The sequence below is a fragment of the Acinetobacter sp. YH12218 genome, from assembly GCF_013417925.1.
Lineage (GTDB): Bacteria > Pseudomonadota > Gammaproteobacteria > Pseudomonadales > Moraxellaceae > Acinetobacter > Acinetobacter amyesii.
Genome location: NZ_VPDB01000013.1, coordinates 37,923 through 59,915, shown reverse-complemented (window position 1 = coordinate 59,915; position 21,993 = coordinate 37,923). Strand labels below are relative to the sequence as shown.

The following is a 21,993-nucleotide window of genomic DNA, read 5'->3' as shown; positions in this document are numbered from 1 at the left end:
CATGAGAAAGCCCATATAAATGGGTAATGTACAAGTTGCTGTAGAAGCATGTTTAATTCGTCTGATCACAGATACTTTATAAAGTATTTTAATACTTTTTTGAATCAGTCAATGCGTAAGTCCTATATCTAGATTTTTATCGTGAAAGATTATGGTGCCTACCAGAGAGTGTTGAATTCTGATGAACTTAATACGTTTATACTTTTGAATGACATGAATATCTGAATCAATGATGAGTGATTTTATTTTGATCAATTTACTATATGTGTACAGAGTGGATTTTGAATATAAAAATCTTGGAAAAGTAAAAATTTAATTAGATAAAAGAAAATAAGCAAGTTAATTAAATGTAACTCAAAGATTTATTTATGAAAATAATCTTGAAAACAAGAAGTAATGTTAGATTGTTGTCAGATTTTTGGTCAGTGCTTAAATATTATTAATTGATTATTAACTAAAATTGTTATAAAAAAGTTACACTTTTTTACAGGATTTTATCCTTTAATTAAAAGCTTAAATTCTCATGAGAATTTTAGATTTTTTAATTAATAAAGATGTAATTAGAAGAACATAGTATGGGTTCACTGTTTAATCACTTTCCGCAACATATTTTTCGTGCATATGATATTCGCGGGAAAATATCGCTATTAAATGCTGATTTAGTTCAGTCGATTGCTTACGGCTTAGTAAAACAATATTTAGATGCAGGTCAAAAGAGCCTTGCTATTGGCTATGATGCGCGTTTAACCAGTCCAACCTATGCAACAATAATTCAAAAAGTCTGCCATGATGCTGGCCTTGAAGCGGAAATTATTGGCTGCTGCTCAAGCCCGATGTTGTATTTTATTGCGGGACAATTTCAAGGCAATGGCATTATGGTGACGGCGAGCCATAATCCAAAATCAGATAATGGTATCAAGTGGATTATCAAAGGTGAGCCACCTTGCCCGGAGATGATTCAACACGTCGCAGTCGAAGCACGAAATTGTTTCTCATCGGAACGTGTGCATTTGATGACTAAACTTGAGCCACACGAAATCAAGCCTGAATATTGTTTGGCTTATCAAAAATTCATTTTAGATGACATTCATTTACAGCAACCGCTTAAAGTTGTGATCGATGGCATGCATGGTTCAGCTGGGCATTGCGCAGCCTTATTATTAAATAAATTAGGCTGTGAAGTTTTGGCACTACGTTGCCAAGCTGATGGACATTTCCCTGATCATGCTCCAGATCCATCACAGCTCAAATATTTAACCCATCTCCGCCAAGCCATACAGCTACAAAAAGCCGATATTGGCATTGCTTTAGATGGTGATGGTGATCGTTTAGTGCTGATTGATGAGACTGGCAAAGTCGTTTCTGCAGATCGATTATTGTGTTTATTTGCTGAAATTTGTTTGACTCAAAAACCACATGCAGAGGTGGTATTTGATGTGAAATGTTCAACAATGATTCGGGATACCGTGTCTGATCTAGATGCGCAGCCTGTCATGATTCGAACGGGCAGTAGTTTCTTGCGAAAATATATTTCCCAATCTAAAGGCAAAGCGGTTTTTGGCGGAGAGTACGCAGGGCATTATGTTTTTAATGACGGCCGCGGCGGCGGTTATGACGATGGTCTATATGCTGCACTAAGAGTCTTAGAATATATTCAAGCTCAGGGACTGACATTGTCAGAAGCTTTGGCGAAATATCCAGAGCGCTTTAGTACCGAAGATTTATATGTCAGTACGCATCAGCATGATCCAGCGGAAGTTTTAAAGCAGGTTGAAGCCAATTCTACGCGAATTCTGGCACAAATCAGTAAAATTGATGGAATACGCCTTGATTTTGATGATGGATTTGGCATCATTCGAGCATCGAATACAGGTGAGTATTTCACTTTACGCTTTGATGCCAACTCATCAGCACGCTTAAAAGAAATACGAGATCTGTTTGTTTCCATGTTAGTTGAGCACTATCCAGACATTGCTCATGACATTCCAGATGCTCAATAAGGAGAGGCAAATGCCACATCAACATACTGGCATCGACAAAGCACAAATCCTGACGGAAGCTTTGCCGTATATTCAACGTTTTGCGGGTAAGACGCTGGTAGTGAAGTATGGTGGTAATGCCATGACCGATCCTGAGCTTGAGAGCTCATTTGCACGTGATATCGTGCTGCTGAAAACGGTTGGTTTAAACCCGATTGTCGTGCATGGCGGTGGTCCACAAGTGGATTCATTCCTCAAACAATTAGGCCGTGAGTCTGATCGTATTGACGGTATGCGCGTGACTGATCCTGCAACGATGGAAGTTGTCGAGATGGTCTTGGGCGGCAGCGTGAACAAATCGATTGTGAACTTAATCAATAAACACGGTGGCCGTGCCATTGGTTTAACGGGTAAAGATGGTAATTTGATCCGTGCGCAAAAATTATTGATGGAAAAAACAGCCGAAGATGGTTCAGTAAAACAGATTGATTTAGGTCTAGTTGGCGAAGTGGTTGGTGTGAAAACTGACGTACTTGAAATGTTTACCCAAAGCGATTTTATTCCTGTGATTGCACCATTAGGTGTAGACGAAGACGGCAATACCTATAACATCAATGCTGACTTGGTTGCAGGTAAAGTGGCGGAAGCATTGGGTGCGGAAAAGCTAATTCTATTGACCAATATCACGGGTGTTTTAGACGAAAATAAAAATCTGTTGACTGGGTTAACCACCCAAGAAGTCGATCGTTTGATTGAAACTGGCGTGATTTATGGCGGCATGATTCCGAAAGTTGGCTGTGCATTAGATGCAGTCAAAGGTGGCGTAATCAGCGCGCATATTGTTGATGGTCGTGTACCTCATGCAACATTACTTGAAATCTTTACGGATCATGGTGTGGGTACATTAATCACCAATCGAACCAATGTGAAAAAAGCTTAAGATACTTAGCATTTTTTGATATAAAAAAGCCTCTTTTGAGGCTTTTTTATTATTTATCAGTTGGCTAAGTGAGATTTGTATAGATCAAATAAAGTATTTGCCCTGTTGGATTATAAAAACTCTTACAATGGCGCCGATTTTAGATTTACAACAACTAAAACTGTCATGCACAATAGAGAAATCATAGATTTACTGCTGAAATGATCGATATGTGCCAGCTGCTCGGAATGAATTGTGCGACTCCTACCGATATAACTTTTTCGTTTCGGGGATTTTCGCAGCGAGCAGGAATTACCTCAGATCATTGTGATGGCTTTGGTATCGCTTTTTTTGAAGATAAAGCATGTCGTTTATTTGTCGACAATCAATCTGCTGTAGAGTCTCCGATTGCTGAGCTGATCCGAAACTACCCGATTAAATCTCGCAATGTGATTGCACACATTCGTAAAGCGACACAAGGCAAAATTAATCTTGAAAACTCACATCCATTTAGTCGTGAATTGTGGGGCAGACAGTGGATTTTTGCACATAATGGCGACCTACATGGCTTTCAGCCTGAGCTCACAGGGCGCTTCAGCCCCGTCGGCAATACCGACAGTGAATTGGCCTTTTGCTATTTGCTCGAGCAAATGGTGAAACGTTTTGGTTATACCGAACCTACACTCGATCAGGTGTTTGATCTGTTATTAGAAATTTCTCCTAAAATTGCAGAACATGGCACCTTTAATTTTTGTTTGTCTAATGGGCAGGCGCTATTTAGTTATGCGATTACCAAGCTGCATTGGCTGGTTCGAGAGTTTCCATTTCAGCCTGCACAGTTGATTGATATTGATGTTGAAGTCGATTTTAGTGAAGTCACTACGCCTGAAGACCGTGTTGCCGTGATTACCACTGAACCCCTAACGCAAAACGAAGTTTGGACAGCATTTGAGCCGGGTGAAATGATTTTATTTCAACATGGTCGTCCAATTCGTGCTGCAAAGACGGTTGTTGAACGTTTAGAACGTGAGCGGCTGGACCCATCTTTAAAACGTGTCACACGTGCAGATCAGTATTAATTTTGAATGAAAGATATTCATTATAAAAATGAATATCTTACACTTTATTGAATTAAGGGTGTTTTCTAAGATATTGAATTGATTAAAAAATATCTTAGCTTTATACTCGGGATTAAATAAATTAACATAATAAAAACAATTGATTACAATATAAATGGCAGTATTTCAATTAAAACCAACCTTTTTACTTCATTTTTATTTAAGTTCTTTAATTATATGATGAAATTTACGTGATAAGTCCTTCATATTTATAGGTGGTCGTAATGAAAATGAAATGGGTTCCAGAATACAATACTGGTATCGATGTGATTGACGATCAACACAAACGGATTCTTGACTACATCAATGAAATTGATGGCATTGACGCAAATACAGATCGTGATCGTGTAAAACAAATTCTGGAAAACATTATTGATTACACGCAATCACATTTTACCTTCGAAGAATCTTTACAAGAAGAAGCGGGTTATAAATATCGTGTGCCACATAAACGCGTACATGATTTATTTATTAAAAAAATTGAATCTTACCGTGACCGTTTTGAAATGGGGCATGCGATTGAAAATGAATTACATGAAGTGCTTTCAAAATGGCTGATTAACCATATTCAGCACGATGATGCTGATTATGTCGGTGCGGTTAAAGAAAATATGATGGGTATCATCAAAGAAAAAGAAAAGAAAAAAGGCAAAAATTGGTTTGCACGTTTCTTTTCATAACCTCAAAAAATGAAATAAAAACAATTAAATTCTAATAATATCATTTGCGCAGCAAATCACCTTTAAGGTGATTTGCTTTTTGTTTTTGATTTTCAAGGCACAGCAAGGCAAAATAGCGCTAGAATTTTCAAAGGAATTTGTCATGCAGGACAATGCGATGTCGAAATGGTTATCGCCACTGATGGCGTTCTGTTTATCTTTTATCATTATTGCAACTTTAGCACCGGTAACAGGTATTCAAATTGAACGTCAGCTAGATTTCTGGCTGTTGTGGCTAGGTACAATGCTTATTTTAGCTTTACCGCTATGTTATTTGGAAATTGCTTTAGCAAAACGTTCAAAAATTACAGCAGTTCAAGCACTGTCTTCGCTAACACGTGATGCGGATGCTTCACCCAAATGGCGTATAGTCGGTTGGCTTGCCGTAGTATTTATTCCATTTTTAGCAGGTGCCATGCTTTCAGCCGCGTCGCAATATGTGGCAATTTTTACAGCTAATGGCTTTGCCTATAGCATTATTTTGGCTGTCCTTGCGGTCATTGCATTTGCATTGTCGTTTGTACCACGCCAATTTTTAGTGATTTTGACCGCTATTGGTGTGATTGCTGCAGTAGTTTTAGCGAATGTTATGGGAACTGCCTTACCAGAGTGGAAAATGACTGCGCTCGAATTTAGTGAGTGGGGCAATGCAACTGTCTTGGCGCTCGTAGCAAGTGGTTTGGGGATGGGCTTGTATTGGCAGTCAAGTTTACCAGCCGTGAAGCAACAAGAGATTGCAAGCAAAACGGTATTTCCGATTTGGATCGCTCAACTTTTGGCAGTGGTTGCTTTTGCCTTTTTCGCAGCAAAAGCACAAGTATCTGCTTTAGCACTGGTTGTGGGTTTAGTCGCAGCTTCAGCATTGCTGATTCAAATGGCACGTGAACAATTACAACAACGCCAATTGGCCATAGTGGTGCAATGGGCGATTTTATTGGTTGCGGTTTTTGTATGGGCACTGAGCACTGTTGTTCCAGTATTTAATATTGCCTTGTTGATTTGGGGCTTAATTATTTGTCTGATTTATGCGATTTTCGCAGGTTGGATTATGAAGATTAGTCATCTACGTAAGTCAATGAACTTCAGTCATGAAACCTTTTATAATATTTGGCGTATTGCTGTACGTATCGTAGTGCCCTTGTCAATAATATTGGCATTGGTGGCTGTGATTGGGCAGTTATTCTAATGACAGCTCAGTTACAAGTGTGGGTGGCTTATGCGAGCGTGGAACAGCAGATATTAATTCCTCTAATCTTTAATCCCGGTATGACGGTTGAAGATGCTATTGTGCAAAGTGGCATTCGAAAACAAGTAGATTTACCAGAAGTATTAACACTAGGAATCTTCGGGGCGCGTGTAAGCGATTCATCTCAGTTACTTGAAGCAGGTGATCGTGTCGAAATCTATCGTGCATTAACCATTAATCCGAAAGATATTCGTCGTAATCGCGCCAAGAAAAATCCCGTTGGTCGTTATTGTCGAGGCAATCGTTTCAAGCAATTGTACTTATAAAAAAAACCCCTAAATTTAGGGGTTTATTTTTATCTGAAAGCGACTATAGTGGTGGCGCAGTTAAAATCGCTTCTTTAGAACCTGGTAAGCCAGGTTGAGACTCTGGAATGGTTTCTAAGCCTTCAATTTTTTGAACGATACCGTTTTGGTCAAAGAAGATTTTTAAGTGTTGACCATGTGCAGCAGGAATCTTGGCTTTTTTAGCATATGTTCCTGGGGTATACTTATAAATGTAGTCCCAACGTAACGGATTCATTGGATCGGCAACAGTTGGACTACCTAGCAAAAAGCGAACTTGTTGGTGGCTCATTCCCACTTGAATTTTAGCCGCTTGTGCTTGAGTTAAAGGTGTACCTTGTGGAATATCAACTTTATAAACGCCCAAGGTTGAACAGCCTACGAGCAATGAAGTGACGAATAACGTCAGCATGATTTTTTGCATTTTGCTAAACTATCCCAAATTAATTATGATGCATTTGATCCAAGGATAGATCATACTGCATCTAAACTTTGTTGCATATTCCAACTTTAATTTTGTTGAGAGACCTTTTTTCATGCCTATTTCAAATCAAGATTTACGTAAAGCTGGACTTAAAGTTACACTTCCACGAATTAAAATATTGGAATTGCTTGAAAATTCAAGACAACATCACTTAAGCGCAGAAGATATTTATAAGACTTTACTTGAACAGGGTGAAGATGTGGGTTTAGCAACTGTGTATCGCGTGTTAACACAGTTTGAAGCTGCAGGTATTATTCAACGCCATCATTTTGAAAACAATCATTCTGTTTTTGAGATTATGCAAGAAGATCACCATGACCATATTGTGTGTCAAAACTGCAATAAAGTGGTGGAATTTACTAATGATGTGATTGAGCATGAGCAACATCAAGTGGCAGAAAAATTTGGTTTCCAACTTACAGGTCACTCATTAAATCTTTATGGCTATTGTGATGCGCCTGAATGCCAAGAAGCATATCGTAAAAAATAATCCGATGCGGATGAGAATGAATAAAAAACAGACTTCATATGAAGTCTGTTTTTTATTTCCGAAAGCATCATGCAGAATTAATGTTGACCATCAAAGGTAATATTTGAATTTGCACGCAGTAAATGCTCACCGCCTTCTTCAGACAATTTAATTTGTAGACGCAGGTCGTTCGGTGAGTCGGCATGTTTTAGCGCATCTTTGTAGCTAATTTGCTTGGCTTTATAAAGGTCATATAAGGCTTGGTCAAAGGTTTGCATACCTAGTTCACGAGAGCGCTTCATCAGGTCTTTAATTTCGTGCACTTCACCCTTACGGATTAAGTCTGAAATTAAAGGTGAGTTGATCAAAATCTCAATGGCAGCACGACGTGAATTACCATCAATGGTTGGAATCAACTGCTGCGCAACCATTGCTTTTAAGTTCAAAGATAAGTCCATGAATAGCTGACTATGACGATCTGCTTCAAAGAAGTGAATGATACGATCGATGGCCTGGTTGGCGTTGTTGGCATGCAGTGTTGCAAAAACCAAGTGACCGGTTTCAGCAAAGGCAATCGCATAGTCCATGGTTTCACGTGAACGAATCTCACCAATCAGAATCACGTCAGGTGCCTGACGTAGCGTATTCTTTAAGGCAACTTCGAAAGAGTCGGTATCAATACCCACTTCACGTTGGGTAATGATACAGCCTCGGTGTTGGTGTACAAATTCAATCGGGTCTTCAATTGTAATGATATGACCTTTGCTATTTTCATTACGATAGCCAATCAAAGATGCCAAAGAGGTTGATTTACCTGTACCCGTTGCACCTACGAAAATGATAATGCCACGCTTGGTCATCGCTAATTCTTTTAAAATCGGCGGTAATTTCAACTCATCCATCGTTGGAATAACGGTTTCGATACGACGCAGCACCATACCTGGCTGGTCACGTTGTTGAAAGGCGCTGACACGAAAACGAGCAGATTTACTGGTATTGCTAATGGCAAAGTTACATTCGCGCGTATCGGCAAATTCCTTACGCTGTTTGTCAGACATAATCGAATGTAAGATTTGACCGACAGTCGGGCCCGGTAACTTAGTCGAGCCAATTGGCAAAATTTGCCCATTGATCTTAATCGAGGGTTCAACATCGGCTGTAATAAACAAATCCGATGCCTTTTTCTCCACCATATAATCAAGTAAGCCGTTAAAATCCATAACGATCGCCCCAGAAAAATAAAAAAATTACAAGAAAGATTCGGGTTGTTTCGCTGCAGTCCGTGCAGTTTGCGTACTAATAATGCCTTTTGCGACAAGGTTTTTTAAGCTTTGATCGAGTGTGGTCATACCGTAGTTGGCACCCGTTTGAATCGCAGAATACATTTGCGCGACTTTGTTTTCACGAATCAAGTTACGGATCGCAGGAATACCGATCATGATTTCATGCGCAGCCACACGACCGCCACCATTTTTCTTGAGTAGGGTTTGTGAAATTACGGCTTGAAGTGATTCAGATAACATGGCACGAACCATGTCTTTTTCTTCAGCAGGGAATACGTCAATCACACGGTCAATGGTTTTTGCGGCAGAGGTTGTATGGAGTGTACCGAAGACCAAGTGACCGGTTTCAGCAGCTGTCAGCGCCAAACGAATGGTTTCAAGGTCACGCATCTCACCGACTAAGATAATATCCGGGTCTTCACGCAGTGCGGAACGAAGTGCTTCGTTAAAGCCGTGCGTATCACGGTGTACTTCACGTTGGTTGACCAAGCATTTTTTTGATTCGTGTACAAATTCGATCGGGTCTTCGACCGTTAAAATATGGTCATAACGGTTGTCGTTAATGTAATCAACCATCGCAGCAAGCGTGGTTGATTTACCCGAACCTGTTGGACCGGTCACCAATACGATGCCACGTGGATATTCACAAATATCCTTGAATATTTGGCCCATGCCAAGATCTTCAATGGTTAGTACTTTTGAAGGAATGGTACGGAATACGGCACCAGCACCACGGTTTTGGTTAAATGCGTTCACACGGAAACGAGCCACACCAGGTACTTCAAATGAAAAGTCAGTTTCTAATTTTTCTTCGTAATCACGACGCTGTTTATCGTTCATGATGTCGTAAACCAATTTGTGCACTTCTTTGTGTTCAAGAGCAGGAAGGTTGATACGACGAACTTCACCATCCACACGAATCATTGGTGGCATACCAGAAGATAAATGTAAATCCGAAGCGTTATTTTTGGCAGCAAAGGCCAATAGTTCTGTAATGTCCATAAAATCCCCGAGATAAAAATTAAATCTTAATTATTTTGATAGAATAATAAGGCTTTCCCACAGCTTAACCAACACTTAGTTGCAGGGCAATGCAAAAAAAGATGAATGAAATGAGAACCCCGTCAATGAATAAACTTCAAGAAGCACGAAATCAAGTCTTGCAGCAAATTGAGCAGGCTTGCCAACTTGCGGGTCGACCACAGCAATCGGTTGAATTGTTGGCTGTATCTAAGACGCATCCTGCTGAAATGCTAAGAGAAATGTATGCAACGGGGCAACGCTCATTTGGTGAAAATTATCTGCAAGAAGCGCTTGAAAAAATTGAGGCTTTGGCAGATTTAGAGATTGATTGGCATTTCATTGGTCATGTACAGCGCAATAAAACCAAACATTTGGCTTCAAACTTTGCTTGGGTGCATGGGGTAGACCGTTTGATTATTGCGGAGCGTTTATCAAGCCAGCGAGAAGCGACGCAAGCACCTTTGAATATTTGCCTACAAGTCAATATTGATGCGCAAGATACGAAGGATGGCTGTCAGCCGAATGAAGTAGCAGGTTTGGTCGCACAGATTTCTACGCTACCGAATTTACGCTTACGTGGACTGATGGTGATTCCTGCTCCAAACAATCCGCAAGCGTTTGCTGATGCCAAAATGCTCTTTGAACACGTCAAAGCACAGCATGCGAAACCTGAAGATTGGGATACATTAAGTATGGGGATGTCAGGCGATATGACTGATGCGATTGCTGCGGGTTCAACGATGGTTCGCGTGGGGACAGCATTGTTTGGCGCACGTGATTATTCAAAATAGGACAGAAGATTCAGCCTGCTTTCAAAAACTAGGCTTATAAAGTGTAAGCACAGCAGATAAATTTTCACAATAGATGAAACCTATGGGTTCAAAGTGAGCCTTTTAATTTGAACTTTCCATTAAAGTTGAGTACAAAATAATCAGGATGTTTTTGATATTGAAGTAATTCACACTTGGACAAATAGGGAAGTTCATGACGGCATATTATCAGTTGATTCAACGCGACGTAGATGCGCAAGGCTGTGTCACGGCACATTACCATTCGACCAATTTAGCACAAGGTGCATGGAATGCACATGAGCAACACATGGCACCAGCTACAGGCATTATTTGTGCTGAATTAGACCGTTTTTCACCACGTCATGATATGCGTATCGGGCGCATTAGCCTCGATATTTTGGGCTTAATTCCTGCTGGCGAGTTTGAAATAATCACGCAAGTGATTCGTCCGGGAAAAACCATTGAACTGATTGAATCTGAAATGCGGGCTCAGGGCAAAACCTGCATTGTGGCACGCACTTGGCGCATGATGACGCAAAATAGCCAGTCCGTGAAAGGTTTGGAGGATGCTGATGTGACTGGGCCAGAAACTGCGCCGATTTGGGACGGTATCCGTCAGTGGCCGGGGGGATATATTCAGTCGATTGAAGCAAGAAGCCATGGGCGCCGTGCAGGTCAAGGCATTGTGTGGCTGAGAACACAGCATGACATGGTTGAAGGTGAGCCGACTGCTGATTTTGTCCGTTTAATGGGCATGGTTGATACCGCCAATGGTATTGTTCCGCGTCAGGATTGGCCATTTGGCTGGGGCTTTCCAAATCTGGATCTACAAATCCATTTGCACCGTTTACCACAGGGACAGTGGTTAGGTCTGGAAACCGTGCAGCAGTATGGAGCGGATGGTGTTGGTTTGAGTAGTTCTGTATTGCATGATGTCCATGGCCCATTTGGGCGTAGTGAACAGATTTTAACGCTACGTCCACTCGGGACGTAATGATCTAGAGAATCAAAAATTATAAAGCCTGCTTTAAGCAGGCTTTTTTTAAGATACGATTTGGATGGTGCTTGCACCTGCTCCGACAGGATTGACCTGAATTTGCACAGGGATTCGTTCGTGCATTTCTTGAATATGCGAGATCAATACTACTTTACGGCCTTGGTTTTGCAACTGATCTAGAGCATTCATGACCATGTGTAGACTTGAGGCATCTAGCGTGCCAAATCCTTCGTCAATAAATAGGCTTTCGATTTTCGTTGTTCCTGATGCCATGCTTGCAATGGCTAAGGATAAAGCGAGTGCTGTTAAGAACGACTCACCACCTGAAAGCGAAGAGACAGAGCGAGTTTCGCCATCCATGTCATGATCGATAATGGCTAGACTTAAGGAATTTTCAAGGCGCTTTAAGGTATAGCGCTGTGAAAGTATCGCCAATTGCTGGTTAGCATACTCGATTAAAATATCAAGGTTATATTGCTGCGCCAAATCACGGAACTTCTTGCCCGTTGCATCGCCCATTAAGCTCGAAATTTTATTCCAACGATGTTCTTCAGATTGGATCTGTTGAATCTGATCGGCAAATTGTTTTTGTTTGCTGAGGTTAGAAAAATGAACATCTAACTTACTTTTAAGTTGATCTCTAAGTTCTTGCTGTTCTGCAAGGGCTTTAAGATTTAGTGCAATGACACGCTCGATTTGTAAAATTTGTATTTCAGGCTGTGTTTTTAAATGCTGTTTCAACGTTTCTTGAATAGCCTGAATACCTGCTTGAGCATCTGAATAGGCACGTTCTGCATTTAAAACACGCTGTTTAAGCTGCTGTTCTTGTTCATATGAAATTGCACTAAGTTGCGCTAACAGCGTTTCACTAAATTCTGAATTTTGGCTCATCCATTGTTGAAGCGTATTTTCAACATGCCTCATTTGAGTGACTAATTGTGTTTGCTGGGTGAGGTATTCTTTTAAGCGACTTTGACTGGTTTCAAAGGCTTGACGTACTTGATCGAATGTTTGACGAGCCTGATTGAATCTCGTCTGTAACAGTTGTCTGTTTTGGTCAAAATCATTTAACCAATCATGTGGTTTTTCAACTTGTGTTTGGGTCATCTCAAAAATAGTTTGAATCGCAATATCACTATTTTTTTTGCCCTCAATTGTTAAATTTTCAATTAGATTTTGAGCCGTTTGAATTTTTTCCTGACTAAATTTAATTTGTTGCTGATAGTGCTCAAGCTGTTGTGAAGTTTGATTATATTGAGTATTTAACTCGTGGCGTTGCTTTAAGTAATTTTGACGTTGTTGTAGTGTGTGATAAATCTGTTCAGCCGCGCTTAAAGTCGACTGTTCCCATAATTTTTTTTCTACGTCATTCAACACAATGAGAATATGCTGAATATTGATTTCAGCTTGTTGCACACTGGATAAGTGCTGTGTGGTTTGTTGAATTGAAGTTATGAGTGCATGACTTTGTTTTTGAGCATTTTCATGTGAAATTAAGGCATCTTCAGTTTGTTTTTGCGCTTGTTGTGATTCATTGATTCTTGTCTGAATCAGTTGCGCCAAGGCTTCATGCTGATGTGAAAAATCAAAAGAAATATTTAGAATATTTAATTGTTGTTGAAGCGCATTTTTTGCCTGATCTAGTTGTATTTTTAAGGTCGCTAGCTGTTGCGCATTGGCATCCATTAACGCGGTTTGCTGAGTGGAGGTGGTTTGTAATTTTTGCCAAGCTTCGAAAGCCACTTTTTCCAATGCAAGTGCTTGTTGTTCTTGTTGCGTTTGTAGTTTCAGTAATTCATCAGAAAAAGCTTCTTTTTCTGAATAAGGATGATGGGTACTTCCACAGACTAAACACGCTTCGCCATCGACCAAATCTGCACGCAATTTTTCAATATTTTCCGTATTCAGTAAGCGCTGTTGTTGCAACATGTGTTGCAGTTTTTCACGCTCATTTTTCTGCGTTTGATAGGTAAGTTCGGCCGTTTTTAGCTGCGTATGACTTTGTTTAATTTGCTGAGTTAGTGTACGTTTCACCGTCATGAGATTGTTGTTTTCAGCATCAATATTTTGGAAGCTTTGCCATTGTTGCTGAACAACATTGAGCTGATTTAATTTTTGTAAAAGCTGGTCACGTTCGTAACGTAGTGATGAAATTTTCTGATTGAGCGCATCTTCTTGCCCAAATGTTTGCGTTAATTTTTCAAGTTGTTTTTGTTGTGTCTGTAATTGTGTATTGGCTTGTTGCACATTGCCATAATTTTTTTCAAATTGTGCATAACTTTGAATAAATCGTTGAGTCTGTGTGATATGCGCTGAAAGTGCATCATCGAGTGAGGCAAAGTGATTTGAACTTTCTAGCTGTGCCGTGTGTTGAGCAATATTGGTTTGCAGTTGCTCAAGCTGTTCCTTCATCTGTTTTTCATTGTTGATATGCGGAACAAGTTGGTTTTCAATCTCTTTAAAATCACCTTGCGCTTTGCGTAATTGATCTACCAATACAAGACGTTCAGCAATCCGGTCACGCACCAGTTTAATTTTGTCTTGATGTTGAATCTCAAATTGATGCTGTTGTTTTTGTTCTGTATCTATTTTTTCAAAGATGGTTTTTTCAGCATTGAATTGTTGTTCAATCTCTGAAAAATGCTGTTGTGCATGTGTCAATTGCGGCTGTAATTGTGCAATTTCAAGCTTGATATTTTTTTGTTGAATTACACTTGGGCGTATAGATGAAAAGCGTTCAAGTTGTTGCAGTTGTAGCTTTTCAGGCGCAAGTGCATCAAGTTGTTGTTGCTGATTTTGTAGTTGTTGCTGACGTGCTTGCACATCAGTTTCGTATTTTTGCTTTTGTTCATACCACTGTTGATTTTTTTCGAACGCTGATTTTTCTATTTCCAGCTTTTTATATTCTGTAGAAACCGTATTGAATTGATTCGTGGTTGTTATTAGATCTTCATCAGACAATATTTCAATATGTCCTAAAACATTTTCCAGCTCTTTACGCTGATTGGCAATTTGTTTAGTTTTTTCAAAGGCCAATTGACCAATTTTTCCGAAAATACTGGAATTGGTCAGATATTCCAATAGCTCGCCACGTTCATTATCACGCGCTTTTAAAAAAGCGGTCACTTCTGACTGAGCCAGTAAAACGGCACGGGTGAACTGTTCAAAACTGAGTTGAGTAATGCGTAAAATTTGGCTCTCAACCGCTTTGGTTTTATCCGCAACAACAGTGCCATCTGTTAAGCATTTCAGTGAGCGCTGTACGCTTTGCAATTTACCGTTTGGGTTTTCACGGGCACGTTTAATTTCCCAACGTGCAGAATAGACTTTTTGGTCTTGAGCAATAAAACTGAGCTCGGCAAAGCCTTGGCCTGTACCACGGCGCAAGACTGTTTGCGGTGAGTTGGTCGGCAGCTCTGAACCATCTACATCGATGAGTTTGCCATCGCTGTCTTTTAAGCGCGGCACACGGTTAAACAGCGCCAAACACATGGCATCTAAAATGGTTGATTTACCTGCACCTGTTTTACCAATAATTGCTACTAAGCCTGCACTGGCTAAAGGCTCAGATTCAAAATCAATAAAATGTTCACCCGCTAAAGATGCCAAGTTTTTAATACGTATAGATAAAATTTTCATGGCAATTCCTTAAGTGTTCGCATCATCTTCAAGTGATTTTTGTGCTTCATCGACCAAACTTAAAAAATCTTTCATTACGGTGTCATCAGCACCATAGCCTTGTTTTTCCCAAAGGTTTTGGAATAATTTTTCAGGCGTAGGTGGATCAAGGTTGATTGCGGCTTGTTGCTGATTATTTTGATCTGAGTTTAAATAACGGCGGCTGATGCGCACCAACCGATAACGGTTCGGCGCTAAAGCCTCTTCAAACTGCTGTCGTAAATTCGGTGCAGGCGGGGTGTCGGTATGGTATTCAATTTCGACATATTCACGCTGATCAATATCTTCAATTTCACCGCTCGCCAAAGCAGATAATTGTGCCAAAACTTCTGGAATTGTGCCTTTGATGCGATGCAATTGCACACTGCGCGGAATTGCTAAGGACCCCATTTGAAAGCGTGATTCATCTGTTTGAGTTGGATCAATACTGATCTCAAGCACTTGGTGCTTATAATTAATTTCACTAAATGACAGGGGAATCGGTGAGCCGCTATAACGGATATGAGTTTGTCCAACTTTTTGCGGTTTATGCAAATGCCCAAGAGCCACGTAGTCAATTACATCATCAAACAGGGCGGTTGAAATTGCTTCTTCATTGCCCATAATAATCGGGCGCTCTGAGTCTGACGTTTCACCGCCTTGCATGTGGGCATGGGACATTAAAATTAAGGCTTGATCTGGAGTTTTACGTGCATTGGCTTCCGCAATTAATTGTTGATGTACATAGGCAATGGCATTTTGACTATTGGTGGTTTGATCATTGAAACCGGTGATCTCGGCAGCACGTAGAAAAGGTAAAGTCAGGCACCATGCCACTACATTTTTGTGTTCATCATAAATAGGTACCAGCAGTCGGTCTAAATCGAGCTGACCTTCGGTATTTTTATGGACCACGCCTACAGCTTTGGCATGGTATTTTTCTAATAAAGGCTCAACTTGTTCAATACGGTAGCCTGAGTCATGGTTGCCTGCGATCATCAGGGTTTGCATGTGCGGAGCCCGCTCATGTGCATCTGCTAGAAACTGATACAACTGTTTTTGCGCTCTGGAAGCGGGGTTGATCACATCAAAAACATCGCCTGCAATGAGCAGGGCATGTGGCTGTTTTTGTGCTATTTGTTCAAGCAGCCAATTGAGAAACTGTTCATGTTCGTAGTCACGTGAGTGGTTATAGAAAAATTGTCCTAAATGCCAATCAGAAGTATGAAAAAAACGAACAGTCATGCAAGCCCCAAAAATCAAAAAAATTGATTGGGGTCTAAAGTATCACAGATGTTCACATTTTCGAGGGTGATTAATCATTCATACGTCAAACTAAGTCGTTCTCGACAGTTACAAGGTCATCAATCTAAGCTGTTACTGTGCATTTGGATCGACTTGTACGAGGCCAAAGGTATTGTGGTCTGGGTCTAAGAAATAGCCTTGCCAACATTGACCAGGAATCGCAAATTTTTCCATGGCAATTTGACCACCCTGCGCCAAAATTTTCTCAGCGATATGGTCGAAATCTTCAACTTCAAAACTACAGGTAAATGCATTGGTGCCGCAGTGCGTTGGTGGAGTCTGAGCAGGGCGTTCTAACAGGCCACCATGAATGCCTTGAGTTTCAATACGGAAGTATTGAATCGGTAGCCCTTCAACTGGGATAAATGACCAACCGAAAACCGCAGAATAAAAGGCCACTTCACGCTTTGGATCGGAGCTTTGAATTTCAAAATAGCAGAGCTGGTTCATTGTTATTACTCTTTGTTTGATGGATTGCACATTTCAAATAGCAGAGATTTGAAATTAGGCTAAAAAATACCAAGAACTAGGAATATAAAATGTTGTTCTAATCCTGTATATAGATCAATTGTTGTACAGCAGGTGTATTACCTGCATTTGGGGTAGCAGGAGATGCAACATGCCAAATAATCCTTTTGATGAAGAAAAACTTGCAAATAGTATGGTGTATAAGACTTTATTAGAGTCTACATTAGCCATTCCTTGGTGTATTGATTGGGACAGTAAAACATTCAGCTATATTGGACCGCAAATTGAAAAGTTGCTCGGTTGGAAGCAAAATACTTGGCGCACCGTTCAGGACTGGGCATCACGTATGCATGAGGAAGACCGTGATTTTGTGCTGAATTATTGTGTTTCGCAGTCGATGGCTGGTATAGATCATGAGGTAGATTATCGCGCACTTAAAGAGGATGGTTCATATCTTTGGATACGTGATGTTGTGCATGTCGTGCGTAAACCAAATGGTGATGTAGATTGCCTCGTAGGATTTATGTTTGATATTTCCGAACGTAAAAAACAAGAAGAACAGTTACAAAAATTGCAACGTCAGCTCGAAGAATATTCATATAAAGATGGCTTAACCGGTATTGCCAATCGACGTTTGTTTGATGACTTTTATCAACGCGAATGGTTGAACGCGATACGCACACAAAAGCCACTGAGTTTAATTCTGATCGATTTGGATTATTTTAAACAATACAACGACTTGAATGGTCATGTGATTGGGGATACCTGTCTGCGTCAAATTGCGAAAAGTTTGGAATCTTGTTGTACACGACCTCGTGATTTAGTCGCGCGTTTTGGTGGTGAGGAATTTGCTTGGATTTTACCAGAAACCAATGAGGCAGCAGCAGCAGTGATGGCCGATAGAATTATGGAGGCCGTGCGTGCTGCACGATTACCGCATAAAGCTTCAGCGGTGTCTGAACTCGTCACACTCAGCATGGGGGTAAAAACCATTATTCCATCAGATCTAGATAATCGAATGCAATTTTTGGATCAGGTCGATAAAAACCTCTATGTAGCGAAAAGACAGGGGCGTAATCGCTATTGTGCTGCATAACATGGCTTTGCTGTTGTGACTTATTTTAAAGTTGCAGCAAGTTTTTAGTCAGTCGATATTTTATCGGCTGATTTTTTTGGGTGTAGAATATAAAAATTAAATGCTGAATACATAAGGCACAAAATAAAAGACCGACGATTCGAGTGATGATGAAATCGTCGGTCAAAAAATCGATTTCAAATTTAAGTGATGGCTGCTGTTCATACTTAAATTCAAAATGAAACTTATTGCTTTTAAAAAGGTCACCGAAACATTGTGGATGCCGTCCAAATCATCGGTTGCTACAGACCTTGTACCCTATATAACGTAGCTGATTACAGATTGGTTGACATGAAAATGAAAAAAAATGCATTTTTTTTTATACTAGGTGTCAACTTCTTCTTGGGTTAGGGTCATGGTGTCTTTAACACGTTATTTTTTCTTGTTTTTTTTCATTTGTTTAATCATGACCTGTATTTGCGGTGTGATCGCAGCATTATTGCCACAGGGTGTGGGTGGTATTTTAACGGTCATACCCTACCTGATTGCCATGATCGTGGTGTTATTTCGGTTTTTAAATAAAAATCAGAGAGCACCGACACAGGCAGAACGTAAAAAATTTACCCTAGGTTTTAGCCTGATTTTTTGGTTATATAATTTTGGTTTTGTACTTTTGGGTATCGTAATTTTTTCAAGAAAAGATCCTGAAATTTGGCAAAATTTAATGCTCTATATTCAACATCCTCAGTTTATGAGTTTAATGGTGATCATGTTGTTGCTGATGGCTATCCCTTTGTATTTAATCACCTATTGGTTTTATGGTCCGCAAGCACAGCGGATGGCTGCTCAAAAGTTTGGTGCATAAAGCTTGATCGTTTGGTGATCTTGTTCTATAGATAATAGTATTATTTCATATAGATAAGAACAAATTATGCATCAGCCCACAGTACTGCTGACGGGTGGCAGCGGTTTTATTGGCACACATCTCATCAAGGCACTTTTAGCTGCGGATTATAAAGTGATTGGGCTCAGTCGTAAGGCTGGGCGTATTTCTACATCGCCACATTTAACTTGGGTACAGCAGCTCGATCAAATTCCTCATGACAGAATTGATTATGTGATTAATCTTGCAGGTGAAAGTATCGGCAAAGGTCGCTGGACAGAGACGCGTAAACAGCAATTATTAGAAAGTCGGGTCAAAACCACGGAAGCGCTGTATCAATATTTACGTAAACGTAAAATTTTTCCGAAATGCATTATTTCAGGTTCGGCTGTTGGCTATTATGGTATTGATATTGAAGAACAATGGACAAAAGTGTGCGATGAAAATGCTGCACCACAAGCCATTTTTATGTCAGAGCTATGCCAAAGTTGGGAGCAAGTCACACGCCAATTTCCTGAACAAAATACCATTATCACACGACTAGGTGTGGTCTTGGCTGAAGGTGGCGGAATCTTACCGCAAATGCTGCGACCGATTCAGCTCAATTTGGTCAACAAAATAGGTTCCGGTCGGCAGCCTTTTGTGTGGATACATATACAAGATGTGATCCGAAGTATGCTGTTTTTAATGAAACAAGCAGAGAAAAAATATGGGTTGCTTGAACCTACGCCAATTGATCCGCATATTTTTAATTTAGTTGCGCCGGAAAAAACGACGCAGGCTCAGTTTGCGCAGATTGCAGCACGTCAATTAGCCAAAAAGCCGTGGCTCAATGTGCCTGCAACTATCTTTAAAATTTTATTGGGTGAGCAATCGCAATTAATTTTAAATGGTCAATTGGTTCAGCCAGCCGCATTATTACAGCAAGGCTTTGAGTTTAAATTTCCGACGTTAAAAGAAGCCTTACAGGATTTATTGGCTTAATTGAAATTGGCCTATTGACCATTAGTCGACGCTTAATAACGCATCTTGAAACAGGCGAGTCGGACTATAGTGGTCTGCATTGAATGAAGGCGTTTCCCCAGTCATCAGTTCAGCCAATAACTGAGCTGAAGCTGGTCCCATGCATAAACCATTTCTAAAATGCCCAAAATTTGCCCATAGATTGTCGTAATTTGGCATCTGCCCAATATACGGAATCCCTTCAGGGGAAGATGGACGCAGGCCAGCCCAAGACTTCACAATCGGAAAGTTGGCAAGCTCTGGTACCATGTCAAAGCAGGATTCTTGAATATGCCGCAAGGTTGCATCTGTGGTCTGAGTATCAAAGCCACATTGGCGCATACTTGAGCCGCAAACCACATGACCGTCTTGGCGTGGAATTAAGTACATGACCTTATTCATGCACATGGTCGGCAACCAGTTCTGCGGAGTTTTAAAGAGAAGCATTTGTCCCTGCACGGGTTGTACGGGTATCTCAATGTCTAGTTGTTCACTCCATGCGGCTGACCAAGCGCCCGTGGCAATAACGAATTGATCTGCTGTATGTTGCGTACCATCTGCGGTGGTGATGGACTGGATACGATTGTCCGAACGGTTTAATTGGCGGATCGGGCAATGTTCATAAATCTGAACTTTGGGATGCTGCTGTAAATAAGCCGTTAATGACTGCAAAAGTCGTGGATTACGGATGTTGGCTAATTGCGAAAAATAAATGCCATGTGCAAAGCGTGCTGAAATGTGAGGATTAATCTGCTCAATTTGATCGGATTGTAAATAATCAGCGTGTTGCATTGGGTCTTGGTGCAAACGGGCATAATCTAAGCCAATTTCAAAATCATCTTCATCAAAAATCAACATGCCAGTTTCATGAATTTCAAAATCAATCCCAGTCATAGGTTTTAATTTTTCATTCCATTTTTGGTAGCTCTGCTTGCCATAACGTGCGAGCGCATTGACTTCATTGGGATATCGCCACGGATACATCGGGGAGAGGATGCCACCACCGGCCCATGATGCAGCGGAACCTGTGCGTTGTTGGTCGAAAATTGTCACCGTACAACCACGTTCAACCAATTCCAATGCGGTGAGTAAACCACTAACACCCGCCCCAATAATGGCAATATTCATGTTCTTTTAACCGATGAATGTATAAGTTTGATCTAAACTTCAGCAATGCCGAAGTTTTTCTTCCATGACTGTTTTTTGAATTTTACAGAGATAAAAAAGCCTTCCTGAACGTTACCATTTCAGGAAGGCTTTGCAGGTTATTTCATGTCTTTCAACATGAGTGCTGCATCTTCAGCAAAGTAAGTCCAGATCCCATCTGCACCTGCACGGCGGCAGCTCATCAGCGATTCGATAATCACGTTTTCAGACAGCCAACCATTTTGAATGGCACCTGCCAACATGGCGTATTCGCCACTCACTTGATAGACAAATGTTGGAACACCGAAATTATCTTTGACTTCACGGACGATATCTAAATACGGCATACCCGGTTTTACAATCACCATGTCGGCGCCTTCTTGGATATCGAGTGCGATTTCATGTAAAGCTTCTGCACGGTTACCGATGTCCATTTGATAGTTATATTTATTGCCACCTTTGAGGTTGCTTGAAGAACCTACCGCATCACGGAATGGCCCGTAAAAGCTAGACGCATATTTTGCAGAATAAGCCATGATGTTGGTATAGATATGACCATTGGCTTCAAGCGCTTGGCGGATTGCACCGATACGACCATCCATCATGTCACTTGGTGCAACTACATCTGCACCCGCTTCGGCATGGCTGAGCGCTTGTTTAATTAAGCATTCAACGGTTTCATCATTCAGTACATAGCCGGTATCATCAATAATCCCGTCTTGACCATGTGTGGTATATGGGTCGAGTGCACCATCAGTGATGAGAACCATTTCTGGTAGTTCTTTTTTTAATAAGCGGATGGTGCTTTGGACTAAGCCATCTTCATGCCAAGCTGCTTCAGCCGTTAAGCTTTTGTCTTCCTGTGGTGTAACTGGGAACAAAGCTAATTTTGAAACACCCAATTCGAGTAAACGTTCTGCCTTTTTTAGTAACAAGTCAGCAGATAGACGCTGTACGTTTGGCATGCTTGGAATGTCTTGAGTTTGTTGCTGGCCTGGCAACACAAATACTGGATAAATGAGATGATCAGTCGTCAGTTGAGTTTCACGCACCATGGCACGAAGCTGGTCATTTTTACGAATGCGACGCATGCGGGTAGCAGGAAAAGCTGGACGATTGAACGTATAGGTCATAACAATCTCATT

20 protein-coding genes are annotated in these 21,993 nt (G+C 40.7%); 12 read left to right on the top strand and 8 right to left on the bottom strand.

Going from position 1 to position 21,993, the window contains the following annotated elements; translation table 11 throughout:
* Positions 1 to 575: 575 nt before the first annotated feature.
* The 6 genes from FTV03_RS05880 to FTV03_RS05855 all read left to right on the top strand — a co-directional run bounded on the left by FTV03_RS05880 (position 576) and on the right by FTV03_RS05855 (position 6,247).
* Positions 576 to 2,000 carry a phosphomannomutase/phosphoglucomutase gene (locus tag FTV03_RS05880; RefSeq protein ID WP_180040458.1) on the top strand — a complete coding sequence of 475 codons (1,425 nt, stop codon included), beginning with the start codon at positions 576 to 578 and terminating at the stop codon, positions 1,998 to 2,000.
* A 10-nt stretch (positions 2,001 to 2,010) separates the two neighbouring features.
* Complete coding sequence (gene argB, locus FTV03_RS05875; RefSeq protein WP_078190033.1) at positions 2,011 to 2,919, top strand: acetylglutamate kinase; 909 nt, start codon at positions 2,011 to 2,013, stop codon at positions 2,917 to 2,919.
* Positions 2,920 to 3,128: 209 nt separating this feature from the next.
* Positions 3,129 to 3,977: a class II glutamine amidotransferase gene (locus tag FTV03_RS05870; protein WP_111885279.1), complete on the top strand. Its 849-nt coding sequence runs from the start codon at positions 3,129 to 3,131 to the stop codon at positions 3,975 to 3,977.
* 263 nt (positions 3,978 to 4,240) lie between these two features.
* Positions 4,241 to 4,696 carry a bacteriohemerythrin gene (locus FTV03_RS05865; protein ID WP_078190032.1) on the top strand — a complete coding sequence of 152 codons (456 nt, stop codon included), beginning with the start codon at positions 4,241 to 4,243 and terminating at the stop codon, positions 4,694 to 4,696.
* A 142-nt stretch (positions 4,697 to 4,838) separates the two neighbouring features.
* Positions 4,839 to 5,921: a hypothetical protein gene (locus FTV03_RS05860; RefSeq protein WP_180004250.1), complete on the top strand. Its 1,083-nt coding sequence runs from the start codon at positions 4,839 to 4,841 to the stop codon at positions 5,919 to 5,921.
* The gene (locus FTV03_RS05855; RefSeq protein WP_180004252.1) at positions 5,921 to 6,247 is read left to right on the top strand and encodes an RnfH family protein; all 327 of its coding nucleotides are present in this window, start codon (positions 5,921 to 5,923) and stop codon (positions 6,245 to 6,247) included. Before FTV03_RS05860 ends, FTV03_RS05855 begins: the two co-directional genes overlap by 1 nt.
* Positions 6,248 to 6,290: 43 nt before the next feature.
* On the opposite strand, the gene FTV03_RS05850 is transcribed toward FTV03_RS05855, so the two are convergent.
* Positions 6,291 to 6,689 (bottom strand): outer membrane protein assembly factor BamE, encoded by a 399-nt coding sequence (locus FTV03_RS05850; RefSeq protein ID WP_078193102.1) that lies wholly within the window; start codon positions 6,687 to 6,689, stop codon positions 6,291 to 6,293.
* Between the two features lie 112 nt (positions 6,690 to 6,801).
* On the opposite strand from FTV03_RS05850, the gene fur reads away from it, so the two are divergent.
* The gene (gene fur, locus FTV03_RS05845) at positions 6,802 to 7,239 is read left to right on the top strand and encodes a ferric iron uptake transcriptional regulator (protein ID WP_078193101.1); all 438 of its coding nucleotides are present in this window, start codon (positions 6,802 to 6,804) and stop codon (positions 7,237 to 7,239) included.
* A gap of 77 nt (positions 7,240 to 7,316) precedes the next feature.
* Here the strand turns inward: fur and FTV03_RS05840 are convergent, their stop codons facing one another.
* Both FTV03_RS05840 and FTV03_RS05835 read right to left on the bottom strand, forming a co-directional pair.
* A complete protein-coding gene (locus FTV03_RS05840; RefSeq protein ID WP_168379063.1) occupies positions 7,317 to 8,438 on the bottom strand; it encodes a PilT/PilU family type 4a pilus ATPase in 1,122 nt (373 codons plus the stop codon).
* Between the two features lie 27 nt (positions 8,439 to 8,465).
* On the bottom strand, positions 8,466 to 9,503 hold the full coding sequence (locus FTV03_RS05835) for a type IV pilus twitching motility protein PilT (protein WP_078190026.1): 1,038 nt from the start codon (positions 9,501 to 9,503) through the stop codon (positions 8,466 to 8,468).
* Between the two features lie 125 nt (positions 9,504 to 9,628).
* On the opposite strand from FTV03_RS05835, the gene FTV03_RS05830 reads away from it, so the two are divergent.
* Both FTV03_RS05830 and FTV03_RS05825 read left to right on the top strand, forming a co-directional pair.
* Positions 9,629 to 10,315, top strand: coding sequence for a YggS family pyridoxal phosphate-dependent enzyme (locus tag FTV03_RS05830; protein ID WP_180040456.1), 687 nt, complete (start codon positions 9,629 to 9,631; stop codon positions 10,313 to 10,315).
* A gap of 193 nt (positions 10,316 to 10,508) precedes the next feature.
* Positions 10,509 to 11,309: a thioesterase family protein gene (locus tag FTV03_RS05825; protein WP_078193098.1), complete on the top strand. Its 801-nt coding sequence runs from the start codon at positions 10,509 to 10,511 to the stop codon at positions 11,307 to 11,309.
* Positions 11,310 to 11,357: 48 nt separating this feature from the next.
* Here the strand turns inward: FTV03_RS05825 and FTV03_RS05820 are convergent, their stop codons facing one another.
* The 3 genes from FTV03_RS05820 to FTV03_RS05810 all read right to left on the bottom strand — a co-directional run bounded on the left by FTV03_RS05820 (position 11,358) and on the right by FTV03_RS05810 (position 16,724).
* Positions 11,358 to 14,951, bottom strand: a complete 3,594-nt coding sequence (locus tag FTV03_RS05820) for an AAA family ATPase (RefSeq protein WP_180040454.1) — start codon at positions 14,949 to 14,951, stop codon at positions 11,358 to 11,360.
* Positions 14,952 to 14,960: 9 nt separating this feature from the next.
* On the bottom strand, positions 14,961 to 16,214 hold the full coding sequence (locus tag FTV03_RS05815) for an exonuclease SbcCD subunit D C-terminal domain-containing protein (protein ID WP_180040452.1): 1,254 nt from the start codon (positions 16,212 to 16,214) through the stop codon (positions 14,961 to 14,963).
* A 132-nt stretch (positions 16,215 to 16,346) separates the two neighbouring features.
* On the bottom strand, positions 16,347 to 16,724 hold the full coding sequence (locus FTV03_RS05810; RefSeq protein ID WP_180008234.1) for a VOC family protein: 378 nt from the start codon (positions 16,722 to 16,724) through the stop codon (positions 16,347 to 16,349).
* A gap of 169 nt (positions 16,725 to 16,893) precedes the next feature.
* On the opposite strand from FTV03_RS05810, the gene FTV03_RS05805 reads away from it, so the two are divergent.
* From FTV03_RS05805 to FTV03_RS05795, 3 genes are all read left to right on the top strand, one after another.
* Complete coding sequence (locus FTV03_RS05805; protein WP_180040450.1) at positions 16,894 to 17,838, top strand: GGDEF domain-containing protein; 945 nt, start codon at positions 16,894 to 16,896, stop codon at positions 17,836 to 17,838.
* A 394-nt stretch (positions 17,839 to 18,232) separates the two neighbouring features.
* Positions 18,233 to 18,682, top strand: a complete 450-nt coding sequence (locus FTV03_RS05800) for an ABZJ_00895 family protein (RefSeq protein WP_180040448.1) — start codon at positions 18,233 to 18,235, stop codon at positions 18,680 to 18,682.
* A gap of 66 nt (positions 18,683 to 18,748) precedes the next feature.
* Positions 18,749 to 19,684, top strand: coding sequence for a TIGR01777 family oxidoreductase (locus tag FTV03_RS05795; RefSeq protein ID WP_180040446.1), 936 nt, complete (start codon positions 18,749 to 18,751; stop codon positions 19,682 to 19,684).
* 21 nt (positions 19,685 to 19,705) lie between these two features.
* Here FTV03_RS05795 and thiO read toward each other — a convergent pair whose 3' ends face one another.
* Both thiO and hemB read right to left on the bottom strand, forming a co-directional pair.
* Positions 19,706 to 20,830: a glycine oxidase ThiO gene (gene thiO / locus FTV03_RS05790; RefSeq protein ID WP_180040444.1), complete on the bottom strand. Its 1,125-nt coding sequence runs from the start codon at positions 20,828 to 20,830 to the stop codon at positions 19,706 to 19,708.
* A 137-nt stretch (positions 20,831 to 20,967) separates the two neighbouring features.
* Positions 20,968 to 21,981, bottom strand: coding sequence for a porphobilinogen synthase (gene hemB, locus FTV03_RS05785; protein ID WP_180010032.1), 1,014 nt, complete (start codon positions 21,979 to 21,981; stop codon positions 20,968 to 20,970).
* Positions 21,982 to 21,993: the final 12 nt, after the last annotated feature.